The following is an 18,479-nucleotide window of genomic DNA, read 5'->3' on the forward strand; positions in this document are numbered from 1 at the left end:
CGCGACCGTGGTTCTCGCCCGGTCGTCATCCTGTCGATGCGGGCCGTATCGGAGTTTCTCCGGTACGGCCTGACTCGTTCTCGCTTTCGCAAGCCGGGTCAGACAAATCACAACTAGCCGCATACTCCGCTCGCGAGGGTGTGTATCCCCCCGAGGCCGGACGATGCGTATGTGAGGATGGACAGCATGTCGCACGGCGGTGAAATTCTTGGTCTCGGCGGAGACGCGGCCACCGAACCCAGCTTCGACATCGCTCTGCGGGGTTATGAGAAGAAGCAGGTCGAACGGTACGTCGCCCGGGCCGAGAACGAGATCGCGGCGCTCGCAGCCGAGCGCGAGCAGGCGTATTCGCAGATGCAGGCCATGAACGCGCAGATCGAACGGCTCCAGCAGGAAGTCGTCCAGGTCCGCAAGCAGAACGGTCTGGGCGCCGAGGTCTCGTTCCGCCACCTCGGTCCGCGGGTCGAGCAGATCCTCGCGCTCGCCGAGGAGCAGGCCGAGGCGATCAAGGCGTCCGCCACCGACGACATCGCCGGCCGCCTGGCCGAGGCCGAGCGGGTGCGGGCCGAGGCCGAGGCGCACGCGCACAACGGCATCCGCGACTTCGAGATCGCGCTGGCCGCCCGCCGGGCCGAGGAGGAACGCGCCGACGCCGCGAAACGCGCCGCTTCGGAAAAGGCGCTGGTCGCCGCTCGGCAGTCGGCCGAGCAGATGCGGGGCGAGGCGGAGAACACCCTGGTCCGGGCGCGGGCCGATGCTCAGCAGCTCACCGACCAGACCGCGCAGCAGGCCATGCGGGCCCGCGCCGAGGCCGACGGCTACGTCAAATCCACCCGCATGCAGGCCGAGCAGGAGATCAAGGCGCTGCGCGACAAGACCCAGCAGGAGATCAACGCCCTGCGCGCCGCGGCCGAGCGCGAGCACGCCAAGCAGCGGGCGGCGATCGACCAGGATCTGGGGCAGAAGCGCCAGGCCGCCGCGCAGGAGCTCGCCCAGATGCGCGCCGGCGTCGAAAAGCAGTGCGCCGACCTGCGCAGCGAGGCCGACCGGTACGCCGAAGAGGTGCTGCGCCGCTCCGACGAGCAGGCCACCGCGGCGCGCAAGGAGATCGCCACCCAGCAGGAGAAGATCGCCGAGGCCGGCCGCCGGCTCGAGGCGGCCCGGGCCCAGGTCGCCGAGGCCGAGCGTGATCTGGCCGCCGCTCAGGGCCGCGCCCGGGCCGGCGCCGAGGAGGCCGACCAGGTGCAGAAGCGCCTCGTCACGACCCGCAAGGAGCTCGAGGTCGAGCAGGCCCGGCTGGTCGAGGCCAAGCGAGCCGGTGAGGCCGCCGAGCGGCACGCCACCGACGTCCGCCGCCAGGTGCAGCGAGAGGCCAAGCGGGTGGCCGAGCTGGCCGCGGCCGCGGTGATGGCCGCCGCCGCCTCCCCCGACGACGAGGACCCGGCCGACGACGCCGGCGACGACGCTCCCGGCGGCGCTCACGCGGCCGACAAGCCGACCGGCCAGCACGCCGCCGACCCGGCGGCCGGCCAGCACCTGGGCGGCAAGGCGACCGGCCAGCACGCGGTCGAGAAGGCAACCGGCCAGCACGCGGTCGACAATCCGGCCGGCCAGCCGGTGGCGGACAAGCCGACCGGCCAGCACGCGGCCGGCTCCGGCAAGGTCAGCGCCTCGGCCAAGGTGACCGTTCCACCGGCCTCCCGGGTGGGCGCCGACACGGAATAGCGCGCGCCGGGCCGCGAGAGTGGCGGCCCGTGCCCCGCAGCGATAACGTCGCCGCCGAGACTGTGCGGCCGGCGGGGATCACACCGGCTCCCATGCGTGTGGAGGATCCGGTGGCCAGGGACGACGATCTATCGCTGGAGGCCCCGGAGCCGGGCGACGACGAGTCGCTCGACAAGGGCGCCGAGGAACACCTGGCGGGCCGTTTCGGCCGCCCCGGGCCGCCGCTCGACCGGCGCAACCCGTTCATGATCGGCCTGCTCGGCGGCCTGGGCCTGATCCTGGCCTACGCCATCTTCCTGGGCCTGCGGAACGCGGCGTCGATCCTGGTCCTGATCTTCATCGCGCTCTTCCTCGCGATCGGGCTCAACCCGGCGGTGGTCCGGCTGCGCGGCTGGGGTGTCCCGCGCGGGTTCGCCGTCGCCATCGTCGCGCTCGCCGTGGTCGGCCTGCTCACGGGCGGCATCGTCGCGCTGGTTCCACCGCTGATCAGCCAGACCACCGAGCTGGTCCAGAACGTGCCCGGCTACATCCAGAGCCTCCAGCGCAGCGAGACGATCAACGAGCTGGTGCAGCGCTACGACATCGTCAACCGGGTCACCAGCGCGCTCAACGCGGGCACGGTCGGCAACGCGGTCGGTGGTGTCGTGGGCGTGGGCCGCGTGCTGGCCGGCACGGTCTTCAACCTGCTCACCGTGCTGGTGCTGACGATCTATTTCATGGCGTCGTTCGACCGCATCCGCGAGACCGGCTACACCCTCGTGCCGGCCTCGCGACGGGTGCGGGTGCGGTTGCTCACCGACGAGATCCTGACCAAGGTCGGGGCGTACATGGTCGGGGCCATCTCGATCGCCGTGCTGGCCGGGGCCAGCACCTGGCTGCTGGCCGTCATCCTCGGCCTGGCCTATCCGTTCGCGCTGGCCGTGGTCGTGGCCGTGACCGACCTCATCCCCCAGATCGGCGCCACGCTCGGCGCGGTCGTCGTGAGCCTGGTCGGCTTCGCCTCGTCCCTGACCGACGGCATCGTCTGCGCCGTGTTCTTCCTGCTCTACCAGCAGATCGAGAACTACCTGATCTATCCGAACGTGATGCGCCGCTCGGTCAAGGTCAGCGACGTCGCGGCCGTGGTCGCCGCCCTGCTGGGCGTGGCCCTCTTCGGCGTCGTGGGCGCGCTGGTGGCGATCCCGATGGTCGCCGCCATCCAGCTGATCATGCGCGAGGTGATCGTCCCCAGCCAGGAGGCGAGCTAGCGCTGGTCGGCCCGGGGCATCGGGACGTCGGCGAAGGCGGCGGTCGTGCGGTTGGCGTAGGCGTTCATGTCGCCCGTCTCCATCGGACCGTCCCAGGTGCGCGGCAGAGGCACCTCGACCGAGGGGGCCACCCGGCTCACGATCTCGTCGAGCACCTTCTCGGCGTCGCCGACCCACAGGTGCTTGCCGCCGGCGATCGGCACGACCTCGGCGTGCGGCACGGCGGCGAACCGTTCGGTGGCCTCGGCCGGGCGCAGATAGTCGTCGAACTCGGGGACGATCGCGGTCAGCGGCTTGCCCTCGGCGGCCCACGCGGCCAGATGGCGGGGCTGGGAGAAGCGCAGCGGCGGCGAGAGCAGGATCGCGCCGGCCACGGCCGGGTCGAGACCGTGCATCAGGGTGAGGTCGGTGCCGAACGACCAGCCCAGCAGCCAGATGTGGGGCAGGTCGGCGAACTCCGCGAACTCGATCGCGGCGGCCACGTCGTACTTCTCGTCGACGCCGCTCGAGAAGACGCCCCCGCTGGTGCCGCGCACGCTGGACGTGCCCCGGGTGTTGAAGCGCAGCACGGCCAGGCCGGCCAGCGCGGGCAACCGCCACGCCGCCTTGCGGAAGACGTGGCTGTCCATCATGCCGCCGTGGGTGGGCAGCGGGTGCAGGCAGACCACCGTGGCGACCGGCTCGCGGTCGAGCGGCCGGGCCAGCTCACCGACGAGGGTGAGCCCGTCGGCGGTCTGCAACTCGATGTCCTCGCGGTGGGCCGGCAGGATCGAGTTGGCACGGATCGGTTGCGTCATACCTCAAGATCCTCCATGGTGCCCGGCCTATCCATAACGCGGGGCGTTGCGCGAGCGCTCGACCGCCGGGCCGCGACGGTCACGGGCCTTCCAGCAACCGGTGTGCCAGTGGCGGCGGTCGGACTCGTCGCCCCGGCCGTCGATCGGCCACGCCACCACGTGGGCCACGCCGGGACGGATCTCCTGCAGGCAGCCGGGGCACCGGTAGGTCTTCGCGGCCGCCCCGCCGAAGATCGACCGCACCATCCACTCGCCGTCCTGCCACTGCTGAACGCCCTCGATGCCCTTGCGGACCCGCTCGTCGGTCAGTCCCCGCAGCGGCTCGCCGCCGGCGTCACGGCGGCGGGGATGGTTGCGGCGAGGACTCACCTTTACCAGCGTACGGGTGAGCTCGATCACCGTCGCGCCGGATCGGGGCCGGGAAACCAACGGGACCGGGCCGGAAAATCAACGACCGGGCCGGGAAACCAACTGATGACTCGCGGATAACAAGAGAATTAGACTCACGTTCATGACGGCTACCCGTGTGCCTGGAATGCCGGTTGTCGAGGACGGCGTCCTGATCTCCACGAACCCGGCCTCGGGCGCGGAGGCGGGGCGGGTGCCGGTCGCCGACGCCGAGGCGGTGAACGAGACCGTCCGCCGGGCCCGGGAGGCCGCGCTCTGGTGGCAGTCGCTCGGCTACGACGGCCGCCGCGAGCGACTGCTGCGCTGGCGTTCGCTCATCGTGCGCCGCATCGAGGAGCTGGCCCGGCTGACCAGCCTGGAGACCGGCAAGCCGGACGCCGACGCGATCGTCGAGGCCACCGCCGCGGTCGAGCACGTCGACTGGGCCGCCCGCAACGCCAAGCGGGTGCTCGGCCCGCGCAAGGTCCGCACCCGGCTGCTGCTCACCGAGCACTCCGGTCACCTGGAATACCAGCCGTACGGTGTGGTCGGCGTCATCGGGCCGTGGAACTATCCCATCCTCACGCCGGTCGGCCCGATCAGCGGCGCGCTGGCCGCCGGCAACGCCGTGGTCCTCAAGCCCAGCGAGTACACCCCGATCGTCGGCCAGTGGCTGGTCGACACGTTCGGCGAGGTGGTGCCCGAGCAGCCCGTGCTCCAGGCCGTGCACGGTCTCGGCGACACCGGCGCCGCGCTCTGCCGCTCCGGCGTCGGCAAGATGTCCTTCACCGGGTCGACCGCCACGGCCAAGAAGGTGCTGGCCGCCTGCGCGGAAAATCTGGTGCCGGCGGTGATCGAGGCCGGCGGCAAGGACGCGCTCATCGTCGACGCCGACGCGGACATCCCGGCGGCGGCCGAGGCGGCGGTCTGGGGAGCGATGACCAACGCGGGGCAGACCTGCATCGGCATCGAACGGGCCTACGCGGTCGCCCCGATCTACGACGCCTTCGTCAGCGCGGTCGTGGAGAAGGCCGGCAAGCTGCGCACCGGCGAGGAGATCGGTCCGATAACGATGCCCGGCCAGCTCGACATCATCCGCGATCACATCGACGACGCGCTGGCCCAGGGCGGCACGGCGGTGCTCGGCGGGCCGGAGGCGGTGCGGGCCCCGTACGTCTCCCCCACCGTCCTCGTCGACGTGCCGGCCGACTCCCGCGAGATCCGCGACGAGACCTTCGGGCCGACGCTCACGATCACCAAGGTGGCCGACGCCGACGAGGCCGTCCGCAAGGCCAACGACACCGCGTACGGGCTCGGCGGCGCGGTCTTCGGCAAGAAGAACGCTCTGCGCATCGCCCGCCGGCTGCGCTCGGGCATGGTGGCGGTCAACTCGACGCTGACCTTCGTCGGCATGGGCAACCTGCCGTTCGGCGGCGTGGGCGAGTCGGGCTTCGGCCGCATCCACGGCGAGGACGGGCTGCGCGAGTTCAGCCGGGCGAAGTCCATCACCGTACGGCGAGGCCCGTCGCTCCTTCCGGCGATGACCTTCGAACGGACCCCGGCGCAGGTCGCCAACATCGTCAAGACCCTGCGGATTTTGTACGGCCGGAAGTGAGCCGCGGACGGCGACTGCTAGCGTCCGTCAAGTGGTGGATCACCCCGCTGTCGAGGTCGACGGCCTGCATGTCGGTTATGGCTCCACGCCCGTCCTGGTCGGTGTCAACCTGACCGTGCCGGCCGGCGCGGGTGTCTGCGTCGTCGGCGAGAACGGGATCGGCAAATCGACCCTGCTGCGCTGCGTCAGCGGCCTGCAGCAACCCGACGAGGGCACGATCCACGTCTTCGGCGGCGACCCGGGCGCCACCCCCGAGTTCTGGCGAGCCGTGGTGACCACGGTCGAGCCCCCGACGTGGTATCCGGGTCTCACCGCCCGCGAGCACGCCGAGCTGGTCTGCCGGGCCCACGGTCAGGACCCGGATCAGGCCGGCGTCGACGAGGCGCTCGAACGGTTCGGCCTGGGCGGGCACGTCGACGCGATCCCGCCGTCGCTGTCCTCCGGCCAGAAGCAGCGCCTGGTGCTGGCCATCGCCCTGTTGCGGCCCAGTTCCCTGCTCATCCTCGACGAGCCCGAGCAGCGTCTGGACCGCGAGGGCCGGGCCGACGTGGCCGGACTGCTGGCCGACTACGTCGCCGGCGGCGGCTCGCTGCTGATGGCCAGCCACGACGACTCCTTCGCGGCCGCCTCGGGCGCGACGGTCACCACGATGGAGTCGCTCAGCGCGGTCACGCCATGACCGTCGTCCCGCTGGCTCCCGTCCGGCGCTGGATCAGCCGCACCCAGTCCGCCCACCGCGAGCGCGGAGCCACCCTCAGCAGCCTCTACGTGGGCGTGCTCTCCGTAGCGATCATCGGCGGCATGCTGCACCGGCAGGTCGCCGCGATCTTCTGGCCCCCGGCGCCGGACACCTCCGCGCTGGCCGCCGGCTCCCTGATCGCGGTGTGTTACGGGCCGCTCTATCTGGCGCTGCGCCGGTTCGGTCCGCTCGCGCTCAGCCGCCCGGCCGCCTCGTGGCTGCTGCCCGCCCCGGTGAGCCGGCGCCGGCTCCTGCTGCCCTCGCTGCGCATCGCCGGGATCGTCGCCGTGGTGATCGGCGCCCTGGCCGGGCTCGCGATCGTCGGCCACGCCGCGCCCCGGGCCGAGGCCGGCGACGAGGTGGCCCTGCTGGTCGCCGGGGGCGGGCTGATCGGGCTCACATTGCTGCTGGTGGCCACGGCGGCCCAGGCGGGCGGGCGGTGGGGTGACGTGCTCGACCGGCTGGCCGGCCTGATCCTCGCGGCCGGGCTGGCCGGGCTGGTCACCAGCACGACCCTCGACCGGCCCCGGACGATCGAGCAGTGGCCCGCCGTCACGACGCTGGCCCCGATCGTGGGCGTTCTGGGCGTGGTCGTGCTGGTCGCGCTCGCCCTGGTCATCCGCGGGCTCGCGGCCACGCCGAGCGATCGCATCCTCGACGCGTCGCGCACGGCCGGCACGCTCTTCGACACGGCGTTCGGCATCGAGCCGTCGTTCCTCACCGACATGATCGAGCGGCGCTACTGGGCCCGCCGCCGGCTGCGGTCGACCCGCCTGTTCCCGAGGCTTCCCGTGCTCGTCGCCCAGGACCTGCTGCTGACGCTCCGGCGCCGGAGCCGTCTGCTCTGGCTGGCGCTGGGCGCGGCCCTGCCGGTGCTGCTGGGTGGCGCGCCCGGCTGGGTGCTGGGCGCCGCCGTGCTGCTCGGCTGCCTGGTCGCCGGCCTGACGGCCGCCGGCAACGTCAAGACCGACGCGGGCAACCCGGTGCTGCTGCGACTGCTCGGCCTGTCGTCCCGGCAGGCCGTGCTGCAGCGGCTGTGGATGCCCGGAGTCCTGGCCGGCCTGTGGGCGGTCGGCACGCTGACCCTGCTGGACCTGCTGGGCAACCTGGCGTCCGGCCCGTGGTGGGCGCTGGGCCTCACCCTGGCCCCGGTCGGCGCGGCCGCCGCGGTGCACCGGGCCCGGGTCGGCTTCGTCCGCAACGAACTGCTGCCGCTGGACACCCCGATGGGCACGCTGTCAACGGGTCCGCTGGTCAACGCGGTGATGGGCCCCGACCTGCTGCTGCTCGGCATCCCGGCCTGGATCGCCATCGGCCAGGGCAGCCTGTCCTGGACGACGGTGCTGGTGCAGGCGGTGTTCGGCGTGGCCGGCGCCCGTTTTTACCTGTCCGGCACGACCGGCGACGACCGTACCGAGCTGTCGCACTAGAGCTGTCGCACTAGAAGAGTGTGAGCTCGTCCCGTTCCATGCCGCGCAGCTTGTCGTAGTCGACGACCACGCAACGGATGCCGCGGTCGGTGGCGAGCACCCGGGCCTGCGGCTTGATCTCCTGAGCCACGAAGACGCCCTGCACCGGCGCGAGCAGCGGGTCGCGGTTCATCAGTTCGAGGTAGCGGGTCAGCTGCTCGACGCCGTCGATGTCGCCGCGCCGCTTCACCTCGACGGCCACCGAGCCGCCGGTGGCGTTCCGGCAGAGCAGGTCGACCGGGCCGATCGCGGTCATGAACTCGCGGCGCACCACGGTCCAGCCCTCGCCGAACGTCTCGGGGTGGGCGGCCAGCAACTCCTGCAGGTGCGCCTCGACGCCGTCCTTGACCAGGCCGGGATCGATCCCCAGCTCGTACGACGTGTCCTGGAAGATCTCCTCCAGGGTGATCCGCAGCTCCTCGCCGGCCTTGTTGACGACCTTCCAGACGCCGGGCGCCTCCTGCAGCTTGCAGGGCGGGCTCATCCAGTTCAGCGGCTTGTAGGCGCGGTCGTCGGCGTGGATGGAGACCGAGCCGTCGGCCTTGACCATCACCAGCCGGACGGCCGTGGGCAGGTGGGCGGACAACCGGCCGACATAGTCGACCGAGCACTTCGCGATGACCAGGCGCACCGGACGACAGTACCGTCACGGCCGGCGCGCGGGCCAAGCGGCGTTCGCAGGGGTTTGTCATCCTGGAGCCGTGCTCGAAGCGCTCACCGGCACCGGCCTGGCCGCATCCGCCGGGCTCAATGCCTACATCCCCCTGCTCACGATGGGCCTGCTCGCCCGCTACACCGACACGATCGACCTGCCGACCGGCTGGAGCTGGCTGTCCAACGGCTGGACCCTGCTGATCCTGGCAGTGCTGCTGGCCATCGAGGTCGTCGCCGACAAGGTGCCGGTGGTCGACCACGTGAACGACGTGGTGCAGACCGTCGTGCGGCCCACCGCGGGCGGACTCGCCTTCGGCGCCGGGTCGTCCTCCGAGACGGTCACGGTCAGCGACCCTGGTTCGTTCTTCGGCTCGCACCAGTGGGTCCCGATCGCCGCCGGGGTGGTCATCGCGCTTGTCGTGCACGGGGTCAAGGCGGCCTCGCGACCGGTGGTGAACGCCACAACCGCCGGGTTCGGGGCGCCCGTGGCCAGCACGGCGGAAGACGTCGGCAGCGTGGTGATGTCCGTTCTGGCCATCCTGCTGCCGGTGTTGGTCCTGGTCGGACTGGTGGTGATGGTCCTGGCCGGGATCTGGGTGGTGCGGCGTCGCCGGCGTCGCCGGTCACTTTCGGGTTCCGGCGCGCCACAAGTGTTTGGTTGACTCTTCCGGTGCCCGCGATCGCCGTACCCGCCTTCGCCCTGACGTGGTGGGCCGCCTGCTATCTGGCCGGCCGCGACCCGATGCGGCCGGCGGCGCTGCGGGCGGCGGGCGCGCTTCTGGCGTACGCCGCCGGGGTCGCAGTGTGGACTGTGGACCCCGACGGTGTCGCCGCGCAGGTGCTGCTGTGCGCGCCCGCCCTGCTCTGGGCCGGCGCCGCGGTCGCGTTGCTGCCGTCCTCGGTGCCCGAACGCCGCCAGATCGACCTCGGCTGGATGATCCTGGGCGGCGTCTTCCTGGTGATGGCCGTGGCCCTGCCCGCGGCCGGCCGGCTGGTCGTGGTGGCTCCGCTGCTCGGCGGTCTGGTGCTGCTCTGGCGGTTCCGCGATCAGGTGCGCCCGCCGATGCTCACCGCGGCGCTCGCGGTCGCCGCCACCCTGTACGCCCTGGCCCTGGCCGCCTTGCTGCTGCCGGTCGACCTCGGCCCGTCCGGCCCGGTCCTCCCGGCCGGTCTCGTCGTGGCCGCGATCGGGCTCGATCTGCTGATGCTGGGCTTCCTGGTCGCGGTGGCCGACGCGGCCGACACCGGCGAACGGCTGCGCCCCGACCTGATCCGCTCGGCGACCGCCGCCCTGGTGGTGACGGTGCTGGTGGGCGGGCCGGTCGCGGTCACCGTGTGGGCGGTGGACGACGAGCCGGTTCTGTCCTTCCTCCAGTTCGCGGTGCTGGCCGCGGTGATGACCGCGGCCGGGCTCGGCGGGCCGGCACACCGCGCGCTCGACCTGGTCGCCTTCCGCGGCGACGAGCCGTTGCGCCGGAACAGGGCGGCGCTGCTGCTGCTGGCCGAGGCGCTTCCCCGGCGCTGGTCGCGCCGCCGGCTGCGGGCCACGGCCGAGGACGACTTCCTGCGGTACGCGCGGCAGGCGCTCGACAACTACGGCGACCTCGGCCGGCTGATGCGCAGCCCGCTGGCCGACCTGCCCGCCGTGGACCGGCGGCTCACCGGCCGGGCGCTCGACCAGCCGCTGGAACGGGCCACCGAGCTGCGGGCGGTGCTGCGGGACAGCGTCGACAGCCTGCGTCCGGCCGGGTCCTTCGACACCACCGACGAGTGGCGGCACTACAACGCGTTGCACTTCTGCACGGTGCTCGGCCTCAACCCGTACGCCCGGGGGATGCGGACCGACGGGCTGGAGCGCGACGCCCGGCAGGCGGTCGACTGGATGCGCGGCTACGTGCCGCGCGGGACGCTGCGACGCTGGCACAACGAGGGCGCCGACCTGGTCGCCGCTCGACTGTGGACGGAGCTGACCAGCGGCGACGCGCGTGGGGTGGCCCGGCCGGGCGATAACCGGACCGCGCCGACACGCAGCACATAACCGACCGATACGGGAGGAAATCGGTAAAATCCCCCATCGTGCAATTCTGGGGGTCGTGTGGGTAGCCAACGCAACGCGCTGGTGGCCGCCGTCCGGCAGGAACTCGCCGAGGCGCGCGGGGCTGCCCGGGCGGTGCTGGCCGAGGCCGAGTCGGCCCGTGGCGAGACGCAGAACCGGCGGCAGCTGGTCCGCGACGCGTACGCGACGTGCCTCAACCAGCTGGCCGAGGCCCGCGACGCCGCCCGCCGCGACGTCCAACGCCGGTTCCAGTTCGAGTCGTCCCGGCTCGCCGGCAACGTGCGCCACCTGGCCGCGCTCAGCGCCGGCGGGGCGGCCGGCCTGCCCTGGCGCATGTGGTCGCCGACCGAACCGGAGCCCGGCGCCCGCCCCGGCCTGCTGCGCATCGGTACGCTGACGCTGGACGACACCGCCGCCCTGCCGGCCCTCATCCCGTTCCTCGACGCGGCCCACCTCAACCTGGCCGGGCCGGCCGCCGAGGCCGACGCGGTGATCACCGGCGTGCTGTTGCGCGCGCTCGGCACCAGCCGGCCCGGCGACGTGCAGCTCACCGTCTACGACCCCGAGCACCTGGGCGGCACGCTGGCCTCGTTCGCGCCGCTCGGCATCTCGTTCATCGGGCCGGGCAGCCTCGGCGCCACCCTCGACGAGCTGGTCGAGCACATCTGCCGGGTCAACGAGACGGTGCTGGCCGGCGAGCACCAGTCGCTGGCCGACCTGACCGCGGCCACCATCGGTCCGCGGGCCGAGCCGTGGCGGGTGGTCGTGCTGCTCGCCGACGCCGCCACGGCCGGCGAGCTGACCAACGCCCAGCGCGCCCAGCTCGACCGGATCGTGCGCACCGGCGTCTCGTGCGGGGTCCACCTCGTCGTACGGGGCCTCGACCTGGCCGAGCACCCGAGCGTGCGCCGCCTCCGGGTGCGCGACCGCACCGCCACCTGCGACCTCACCGGCGATCTGGAGATTCGGCTCGACCCACCGCCCCCGCCCGAACGGGTGGCCGCCTTCTGCCGCGGCGTCGCCGAGCGACTGCGCGCGGGACCGCCACCGGCCCGCCTGGCCGACCTGGAACCCCGCGAGCTGTGGGCCGAGTCGTCCGCGCACGGGCTCGCCGCCCCGATCGGCGACAGCACCGACGGCTCGCTCATCGAGGTGCCGCTCGGCGACGACCCGCCGCACGCGCTGATCGGCGGGCCGTCCGGTTCGGGCAAGACCAACCTGATCTACGCCTGGCTGGCCGGGCTGGCCACCCGCTACGGGCCCGACGAGCTCGCGCTCTACCTGCTCGACTTCAAGGAGGGCGTGTCGTTCGCCCGCTTCGTGCCGGGGCCGCGCGACTCCAGCTGGCTGCCCCAGGTGCGGTTGGCCGGGATCAACGTGAACGGGGACCGCGAGTTCGGCCTCGCGATGCTGCGCCACCTCGGCGAGGAGCTGCGGACGCGGGCCCAGGCGGCCAAGCGGTTCGACGCGTCCAAACTGGCCGAGCTGCGTGCCGAGGACCCGACCGGACACTGGCCGCGCATCGTCGCGGTGATCGACGAGTTCCAGGTGCTGCTGGCCGGCCGCGACGCGGTCGCCGACGAGGCGGTCACCCTGCTCGAGGACCTGGCCCGCCGGGGACGCTCGCAGGGCATCCACCTCATCCTGGCGTCGCAGGACGTCTCGGGCATCGAGGCGCTGTGGGGCCGCTCCGGCCTGATCGGACAGTTCACGCTCCGGATCGCCCTGCCCAAGGCCCGTCGCATCCTGGCCGACGACAACCTGGCCGCCGCGGTCATCCCCCGCTTCCACGCGGTGGTGAACACCCAGTCGGGCACGTCCGGCGCCAACCAGATCGTCCGGCTGCCGGACGCGGGCGACCGCCTGGTCTGGCGCAGTCTGCAACGACGGCTCTGGCGGGACCGCCCCGACGGCTGCGAGGAGCCCCGGCTCTTCGACGGCGACGCGGTTCCCCGGCTGCCGGACACGTGCCGCCCGGCCGGCCCGGTGCCCACCGTCGCCTCGCCCGTCGGGTCCTCGCCCGGAGCCGTGCTGGGCGAACGGATCGACGTGGCCGCTCGCCCGGCCCGCCTGCGCCTGGGACGCATGCCCGGTCGCAACCTGGCCGTCCTGGGAACCCGTACCGACGAGGCCTGCGACGTGCTCGCGGCCGCGGCGCTGTCGCTCGCCGCCCAGGGCCCGGCCCATTTCAGCCTGGTCTGCCTGGACGCCGACGCATCCCGTCCGGCCGCCCGGCTGATGGCGGAACTGCCGTCGGCCGACTGGTGCGCCGACCTGCCCGACCTCGCCGACCGGCCGGTCCCGCACTACGTGATCGGCTACGCGCTGGACGCGAGCGCCGACCCGGCCGCGCTCCGGCGGCTGCTCACCGACGGCCCGGAACAGCGCACCCACGTGCTCGGCTGGTGGCGCTCGGTGAACCGGCTGCGGGACTCGCTGGGCGGTCTCGGCGCCCGGCTCGACCCGGTCGGCGCGTGGGTGGCGCTCGACGTGCAGGGCGCCGACCTGGCCCCGCTGCATCCCCAGCCCGGCGGTCCGGCCTGGTATCCGCGCACCCGCCGGGCGCTGTTCTTCGACCGCTCGGTGCACCGCACCCCGGAAGTCATCGTCCCGTACGAGGTGAACAGTGACCACACGTGACCGCCAGCCGATCGGACGGGACTACCAGTTGATGGTCAGCGCCCTGGCCGAGGCGACCCGCCGCCGGGACGCCGCGCTCAGCCAGGCCGAGCAGGCCTATCAGGAGAGCGCCGCGCAGGCCGCGGGTGAGCTGGCCCGGGCCGAGGGCGACGCGCTCTCGGCCGACCGGTGGGCCGGGGCCGCGGCCGCGCAGGTGCTCGACGTGGACCGGGAGGCGGCCCGGCTGTGGGACCAGCTGCGGCAGGCCCGCGGCTTGCGGATGCGCTCGCTGGGCGAACTCCCCGAGCCCGCGCCGGTGGAGTCGCTGCCGCGGGTGGCGCTGCCGAGCGCCGCGTCGTCGCCGGCCTCGTCGACGGCGCCGGGCACGGCGCGCCCGTCGCCCCGGACCCTGCTGGCCCAGGCGGCCGAACGCATCGACCACACCATCCGCCCGGCCGGCCGGCGGGCGCTGCCGCGCTGGGCGTTGCCGCTGCTGCCCCTGGTCGGGGCGGTGGTGGCCGCGCTGGCCGGACTGGTCGGCTCGGGTCTGGTCACGTTCGGCAGCACGGGGGTCTGGGGCGGCGCGGTGATCCGCGCGCTGGGCTGGCTGGCGTTCCTCGTGGCGCCCTCGGCCGGGGTGCCGGTGGCGGCGCTGTTCGCGCATCGGCGGTTGCAGGCGCGCCTGGACATCGGCGGCATCGGGTTGACGCTGCTGGGCGGCATGGTCGCGGCGACGTTGATGTCGCTGGCCTTCGCATCGACCCGCTGAGCCGGCCCGGCCGGGCGCCTGAGGAGCGACCCTCGCCGGACAGCGACATCGCGCCGCTGCCTCTACGGTCAGGGGCATGGAGTCGGCGATCCGGGTGCGCGCCCTGCGCAAGACCTACCAGGGCACCGTCGCCGTCGACGGGGTCGACCTCGACGTGCCCCGCGGTGAGATCTTCGCGTTGCTCGGCCCCAACGGCGCCGGCAAGACGACCACCGTGGAGATCCTCGAGGGCTACCGCAAGCGTGACTCGGGCGACGTCAGCGTGCTCGGTGCCGACCCCGGCACCGCGACGGCGCGGGACCGCGTCGGCATAGTGCTGCAGGGCACCGGGGAGTTCGACGAGCTCACCGTGGGCGAGGTCGTCCGGCATTTCGCCCGCTTCTACCCCCGGCCCGACGACCCGGTCGCCGTGATCGAGCGGGTCGGGCTGAAGGACAAGGCGCGGGCCCGTACGCACACGCTCTCCGGTGGACAGAAGCGCCGCCTCGACGTCGCGCTCGGCATCATCGGCCGGCCGGAGCTGCTCTTCCTGGACGAGCCGACCACCGGCTTCGACCCGGAGGCGCGCCGCGAGTTCTGGCAGCTCATCCGCGAGCTGCGGACCGGCGGCACCACGATCGTGCTGACCACGCACTATCTGGAGGAGGCCGAGGCGCTGGCCGACCGGGTCGGGGTGATCGCGCGGGGCCGGCTCATCGCGGTCGACAGCCCGGCCCGCCTCGGTCACCGCGAGTCGGCCGAGGCCACGGTCTCCTGGCGTACGGCCGAAGGCGCCCCGGCGAGCACCCGGACCGCCACCCCGACCCGGGTCGTGAGCGAGCTGGCCGCCGAGTTCGGGGGCGAGGTGCCGGCGCTGACGGTGTCGCGCCCGTCGCTGGAGGACGTCTACCTCGAGATGATCGGAGACGTGGCGTGACCTCGCTCGGCTATCACCAGGGGGTTCTGGAGGTCCGGCAGTTCCTGCGCAGCCGCGAGCAGGTCGTCTTCACGCTGGCCTTCCCGGCGATCATGATCGTCGTGTTCGGGTCGATCTTCACCGGGGACATCGGCGCCGGCGTCGGTTTCACCCAGTACTTCGTGACCGGCATGATCGGCACCGGCCTGATGACCGCGGGCTTCCAGTCGCTGGCCATCCAGATCCCGGCCGAGCGCGACCGCGGCGTGCTCAAGCGCTTCCTGGGCACCCCGATGCCCAAGTGGGTCTACTTCGCCGGCAAGGTGCTGATGGTCGGCTTCATCGCCGTGCTCGAGACGGTGATCCTGCTGGCCGTGGCCACCCTCTTCTTCGGCCTCGACCTGCCCGACAGCGGGGCCAAGTGGCTCACCTTCCTGTGGGTCTCGGCACTCGGCATCACCGCCTGCACCCTCTGCGGGGTGGCCTTCTCCTCCGTCGCCCGCACCGGTCGCAGCGCGCCCGCCGTCGTCACCCCGGTCGCGCTCGTCCTCCAGTTCATCTCCGGCGTCTTCTTCGTCTTCACCAGCCTGCCCGGCTGGATGCAGACCGTGGCCGGGCTCTTCCCGCTCAAGTGGTTGTGCCAGGGTCTACGCTCGGTCTTCCTGCCGGAGTCGTTCGGCGCGCAGGAGCCCGGCGGCTCGTTCGACCTGCCCCGGGTCGCGATCGTGCTCGGCGTGTGGTGCGTGCTCGCTCTCGTCCTCTGTCTGGTGACGTTCAAATGGACGACAAAGCGCGACGGCTGAGTCTGAGACGCTTGATGCCGGGCGCCGGCGGGTAAACCGGCGTATCCCTGAGCTAAGGAGTTGGTCGCCGCCATGGGCGGATATGGCTGGCAGATCGTCCTCGTCATCGTGCTGGTGCTGCTCAACGCGGCCTTCTCCGGCAGCGAGATGGCGCTGATCTCGTTGCGCGACAGCCAGCTGCAACGGCTCGAGCGGCAGTCCCGCACGGGCCGGACGCTGGCCAAGCTGGCCCGTGACCCCAACCGGTTCCTGGCGACCATCCAGATCGGCATCACGCTGGCCGGCTTCCTGGCCTCGGCCTCGGCCGCGGTGTCGCTGGCCAAGCCGCTGACCGGCCCGCTCAGCTTCCTGGGCACCGCGGCCAACCCGGTGGCGATCGTGCTCGTCACCATCGTGCTGACCTTCTTCACGCTGGTCGTCGGCGAGCTCGCCCCCAAGCGGGTCGCGATGCAGCGCACCGAGGGCTGGGCGATGGCCGTGGCCCGTCCGCTCGACATGCTGGCCGCCCTGTCCCGCCCGGCGGTGTGGCTGCTCGGCAAGTCGACCGACCTGGTCGTGCGCATCACCGGCAACGACCCGCAGGCCGGACGCGAGGAGGTGACCACCGAGGAGATCCGCGACCTGGTCACCCAGCAGCAGGAGTTCACGCCGGAACAGCGCACGATCATCAGCGGCGCGTTCGAGATCGCCGACCGGATCCTGCGGGAGATCCTGGTGCCCCGCCGGGACGTCCTGGTCGTCTCGGCCGAGGCGCCCTCGGCCGAGGCTCTGACCCAGCTCATCGCCGGCGGCCACTCCCGGGCGCCGGTCACCGGCCCGATGGGGCTCGACGACGTGCTCGGCATCGTGCACCTGCGCGACCTGGTGAACGCCGAGGGTCCGGTGCGCCGCCACATGTACGCGCCGCTGTTCCTGCCCGAGACGCTCAAGGTGTCGGACGCGATGCGCCAGATGCGTCTGCAGCGTCAGCAACTGGCCCTGGTGGTCGACGAGCGCGGCGCGATCGACGGCATGATCACCATGGAGGATCTGGTCGAGGAGGTCGTGGGCGAGATCTACGACGAGACCGACCGGGACGTGCAGGGCATCATCCGCGAACCGGACGGCGCGATGCTGCTGCCCGGCACCTTCCCGATCCATGACCTGCCCGACATCGGGGTCGACGTCGAGAACCTGGACGAGGGCGACTACACCACCGTCGCGGGCCTCGTGCTGGCCCACCTGGGGCACATCCCCACCGAGCCGGGCGAGATCGTGGAGATCGACGGCCACGGCGCCGAGGTCGTGGAGGTCACCGGCCGCGCGATCACCAAGGTACGGCTGCGCGTGGCCCAGCGCGACCGCGAGGAGCAGGAGCAGGCCTCTTAGCTCGCGTCGTTGAAGGCGACCGACAGGACGGCGTGCGCGACCAGCACGGCCTGATCCATCGAGTCGTACGGGCCGACCCGCAGCTCGACCGTGTGGGTGCCGAAGACCGCGCGCACCGTCCAGCTGTTCGGGTGCCGGTCGTCCTCGCGGCTGTGGTTGACCACCACCTGGGTGGCCGACCGCACGTTGATGGCCGACCACCGGTCCTCCGTCGTGCCCCACGACCGGAACCAGCCCGGCGCGACGGCCAGCGCGCCCTTGCTCGCCTCGGCGAGCGCCCACTGCATGTCCTCCGGCGCCGGAGCAGCGCGTGTCGTCATGCCATACCCCCATGCCCGCTTTGTCGCTAAAGGCATGGTAAGGCAGGTCAGTACGTGTAGAAGCCCTTGCCGCTCTTCCGGCCCAGGTCACCGGCCTGGACCATGCGCTGCAGCAACTCCGGCGGGAAGAACTTCTCGTCCGCGGTGTCCCGGTAGATGTTGCTCGCCGCGTTGAGCATGACGTCGAGGCCGGTCAGGTCGACCGTGGCCAGCGGGCCCATCGCGTGCCCGAAGCCCAGCTTCATCACCGTGTCGAGGTCGGCCGCGCTGACCACGCCCGACTCGACCAGGCTGATCGCCTCGACCAGGATCGCCGAGAAGAGCCGGTTGGAGACGAAGCCGGCGACGTCACGCTTGACCTCGACGCACGTCTTGCCGACCTCCTCGGCGTAGGCCCGGGCCGTGGCCAGCGTCTCGTCGGAGGTCTGATAGCCCCGGACCAGCTCGACGAGCTTCATCATGGGCACCGGCGAGAAGAAGTGGATGCCGACGACGGACTCGGGCCGGGCGGTCACCGTGGCGATCTGGGTGATCGGGATGGCCGAGGTGTTGGTGCCGAGCACGACGTCGGCCTTGCAGATCTTGTCGAGGGCGCGGAAGACCTCGTGCTTGGCCTCCACCTTCTCGTAGATGGCCTCGACCACCACGTCGGCCTCCGCGGCGGCGTCGAGGTCGGTGGTGGGAGTGATCCGGGCGAGCGTCGCCTCGGCCTCCTCCTCGGTGATCCGGCCCTTGGCCGCGAACCGGCTCAGCGAGTCGCGGATCGCCGCCATGCCGCGACCCGTCGCCGCGTCGTCCACGTCGCGCATGGTGACCTGCCAGCCGGCCTGCGCCGAGACCTGCGCGATGCCGGAACCCATGAGCCCGGAGCCGATGACCGCCAAACGACCCGCCATGAAAGTGCACCCCTCTGTGACGCCGGAAACAACTAGCCCACCCTAACGGGGTTCCTGAACGAAGACTCAGCCCAGGGGTGCCGCCTCGATCGGGGCAATTCGCCGGAAAAAGGTCGCGGA

General features: G+C 72.5%; 17 protein-coding genes. 12 read left to right on the forward strand and 5 right to left on the reverse strand.

Annotation, left to right across the window (positions count from 1 at the left end; genetic code table 11):
• Positions 1 to 186: 186 nt before the first annotated feature.
• A complete protein-coding gene (locus HJC40_RS16105) occupies positions 187 to 1,725 on the forward strand; it encodes a Laminin subunit beta-1 (RefSeq protein ID WP_250001889.1) in 1,539 nt (512 codons plus the stop codon).
• Between the two features lie 92 nt (positions 1,726 to 1,817).
• A complete protein-coding gene (locus HJC40_RS16110; RefSeq protein ID WP_374271919.1) occupies positions 1,818 to 2,972 on the forward strand; it encodes an AI-2E family transporter in 1,155 nt (384 codons plus the stop codon).
• On the opposite strand, the gene HJC40_RS16115 is transcribed toward HJC40_RS16110, so the two are convergent.
• On the reverse strand, positions 2,969 to 3,769 hold the full coding sequence (locus HJC40_RS16115) for an alpha/beta hydrolase (protein ID WP_250001890.1): 801 nt from the start codon (positions 3,767 to 3,769) through the stop codon (positions 2,969 to 2,971). The two genes, HJC40_RS16110 and HJC40_RS16115, sit on opposite strands and share 4 nt — an antisense overlap.
• Before the next feature lie 27 nt (positions 3,770 to 3,796).
• On the reverse strand, positions 3,797 to 4,087 hold the full coding sequence (locus HJC40_RS16120; protein WP_250002076.1) for a hypothetical protein: 291 nt from the start codon (positions 4,085 to 4,087) through the stop codon (positions 3,797 to 3,799).
• Positions 4,088 to 4,280: 193 nt separating this feature from the next.
• Between HJC40_RS16120 and HJC40_RS16125 the strand changes: the two genes are divergently transcribed.
• Genes HJC40_RS16125 through HJC40_RS16135 form a run of 3 tightly spaced genes read left to right on the forward strand, consistent with a single transcriptional unit; the run spans position 4,281 to position 7,940 of the window.
• Positions 4,281 to 5,771 (forward strand): aldehyde dehydrogenase family protein, encoded by a 1,491-nt coding sequence (locus HJC40_RS16125; RefSeq protein ID WP_250001891.1) that lies wholly within the window; start codon positions 4,281 to 4,283, stop codon positions 5,769 to 5,771.
• Positions 5,772 to 5,802: 31 nt separating this feature from the next.
• Positions 5,803 to 6,450, forward strand: coding sequence for an ABC transporter ATP-binding protein (locus tag HJC40_RS16130; RefSeq protein WP_250001892.1), 648 nt, complete (start codon positions 5,803 to 5,805; stop codon positions 6,448 to 6,450).
• On the forward strand, positions 6,447 to 7,940 hold the full coding sequence (locus tag HJC40_RS16135) for a DUF6297 family protein (RefSeq protein WP_250001893.1): 1,494 nt from the start codon (positions 6,447 to 6,449) through the stop codon (positions 7,938 to 7,940). Before HJC40_RS16130 ends, HJC40_RS16135 begins: the two co-directional genes overlap by 4 nt.
• Before the next feature lie 10 nt (positions 7,941 to 7,950).
• Here HJC40_RS16135 and nucS read toward each other — a convergent pair whose 3' ends face one another.
• On the reverse strand, positions 7,951 to 8,610 hold the full coding sequence (gene nucS, locus HJC40_RS16140; RefSeq protein ID WP_250001894.1) for an endonuclease NucS: 660 nt from the start codon (positions 8,608 to 8,610) through the stop codon (positions 7,951 to 7,953).
• A 70-nt stretch (positions 8,611 to 8,680) separates the two neighbouring features.
• On the opposite strand from nucS, the gene HJC40_RS16145 reads away from it, so the two are divergent.
• The 7 genes from HJC40_RS16145 (at position 8,681) to HJC40_RS16175 (ending at position 17,143) form a co-directional block, all read left to right on the forward strand.
• On the forward strand, positions 8,681 to 9,295 hold the full coding sequence (locus tag HJC40_RS16145) for a DUF4126 domain-containing protein (protein ID WP_250001895.1): 615 nt from the start codon (positions 8,681 to 8,683) through the stop codon (positions 9,293 to 9,295).
• An 8-nt stretch (positions 9,296 to 9,303) separates the two neighbouring features.
• Positions 9,304 to 10,671, forward strand: coding sequence for a hypothetical protein (locus HJC40_RS16150; protein WP_250001896.1), 1,368 nt, complete (start codon positions 9,304 to 9,306; stop codon positions 10,669 to 10,671).
• Between the two features lie 57 nt (positions 10,672 to 10,728).
• Positions 10,729 to 13,329, forward strand: a complete 2,601-nt coding sequence (locus HJC40_RS16155) for an FtsK/SpoIIIE domain-containing protein (protein ID WP_250001897.1) — start codon at positions 10,729 to 10,731, stop codon at positions 13,327 to 13,329.
• Positions 13,316 to 14,077 (forward strand): hypothetical protein, encoded by a 762-nt coding sequence (locus tag HJC40_RS16160; RefSeq protein ID WP_250001898.1) that lies wholly within the window; start codon positions 13,316 to 13,318, stop codon positions 14,075 to 14,077. The genes HJC40_RS16155 and HJC40_RS16160 overlap by 14 nt, the downstream gene beginning before the upstream one ends.
• Before the next feature lie 76 nt (positions 14,078 to 14,153).
• The gene (locus HJC40_RS16165; protein ID WP_250001899.1) at positions 14,154 to 14,993 is read left to right on the forward strand and encodes an ABC transporter ATP-binding protein; all 840 of its coding nucleotides are present in this window, start codon (positions 14,154 to 14,156) and stop codon (positions 14,991 to 14,993) included.
• A complete protein-coding gene (locus tag HJC40_RS16170; RefSeq protein ID WP_250001900.1) occupies positions 14,990 to 15,775 on the forward strand; it encodes an ABC transporter permease in 786 nt (261 codons plus the stop codon). Before HJC40_RS16165 ends, HJC40_RS16170 begins: the two co-directional genes overlap by 4 nt.
• Before the next feature lie 72 nt (positions 15,776 to 15,847).
• On the forward strand, positions 15,848 to 17,143 hold the full coding sequence (locus tag HJC40_RS16175; protein ID WP_250001901.1) for a hemolysin family protein: 1,296 nt from the start codon (positions 15,848 to 15,850) through the stop codon (positions 17,141 to 17,143).
• Here HJC40_RS16175 and HJC40_RS16180 read toward each other — a convergent pair.
• Both HJC40_RS16180 and HJC40_RS16185 read right to left on the reverse strand, forming a co-directional pair.
• The gene (locus HJC40_RS16180; RefSeq protein WP_250001902.1) at positions 17,140 to 17,463 is read right to left on the reverse strand and encodes a hypothetical protein; all 324 of its coding nucleotides are present in this window, start codon (positions 17,461 to 17,463) and stop codon (positions 17,140 to 17,142) included. The genes HJC40_RS16175 and HJC40_RS16180 overlap by 4 nt on opposite strands.
• A 47-nt stretch (positions 17,464 to 17,510) precedes the next feature.
• Entirely contained in the window at positions 17,511 to 18,359 is an 849-nt protein-coding gene (locus tag HJC40_RS16185; RefSeq protein ID WP_250001903.1) for a 3-hydroxyacyl-CoA dehydrogenase family protein, read from the reverse strand.
• Positions 18,360 to 18,479 lie beyond the last annotated feature (120 nt).

This window comes from Actinoplanes sp. M2I2, assembly GCF_023544445.1.
Lineage (GTDB): Bacteria > Actinomycetota > Actinomycetes > Mycobacteriales > Micromonosporaceae > Actinoplanes.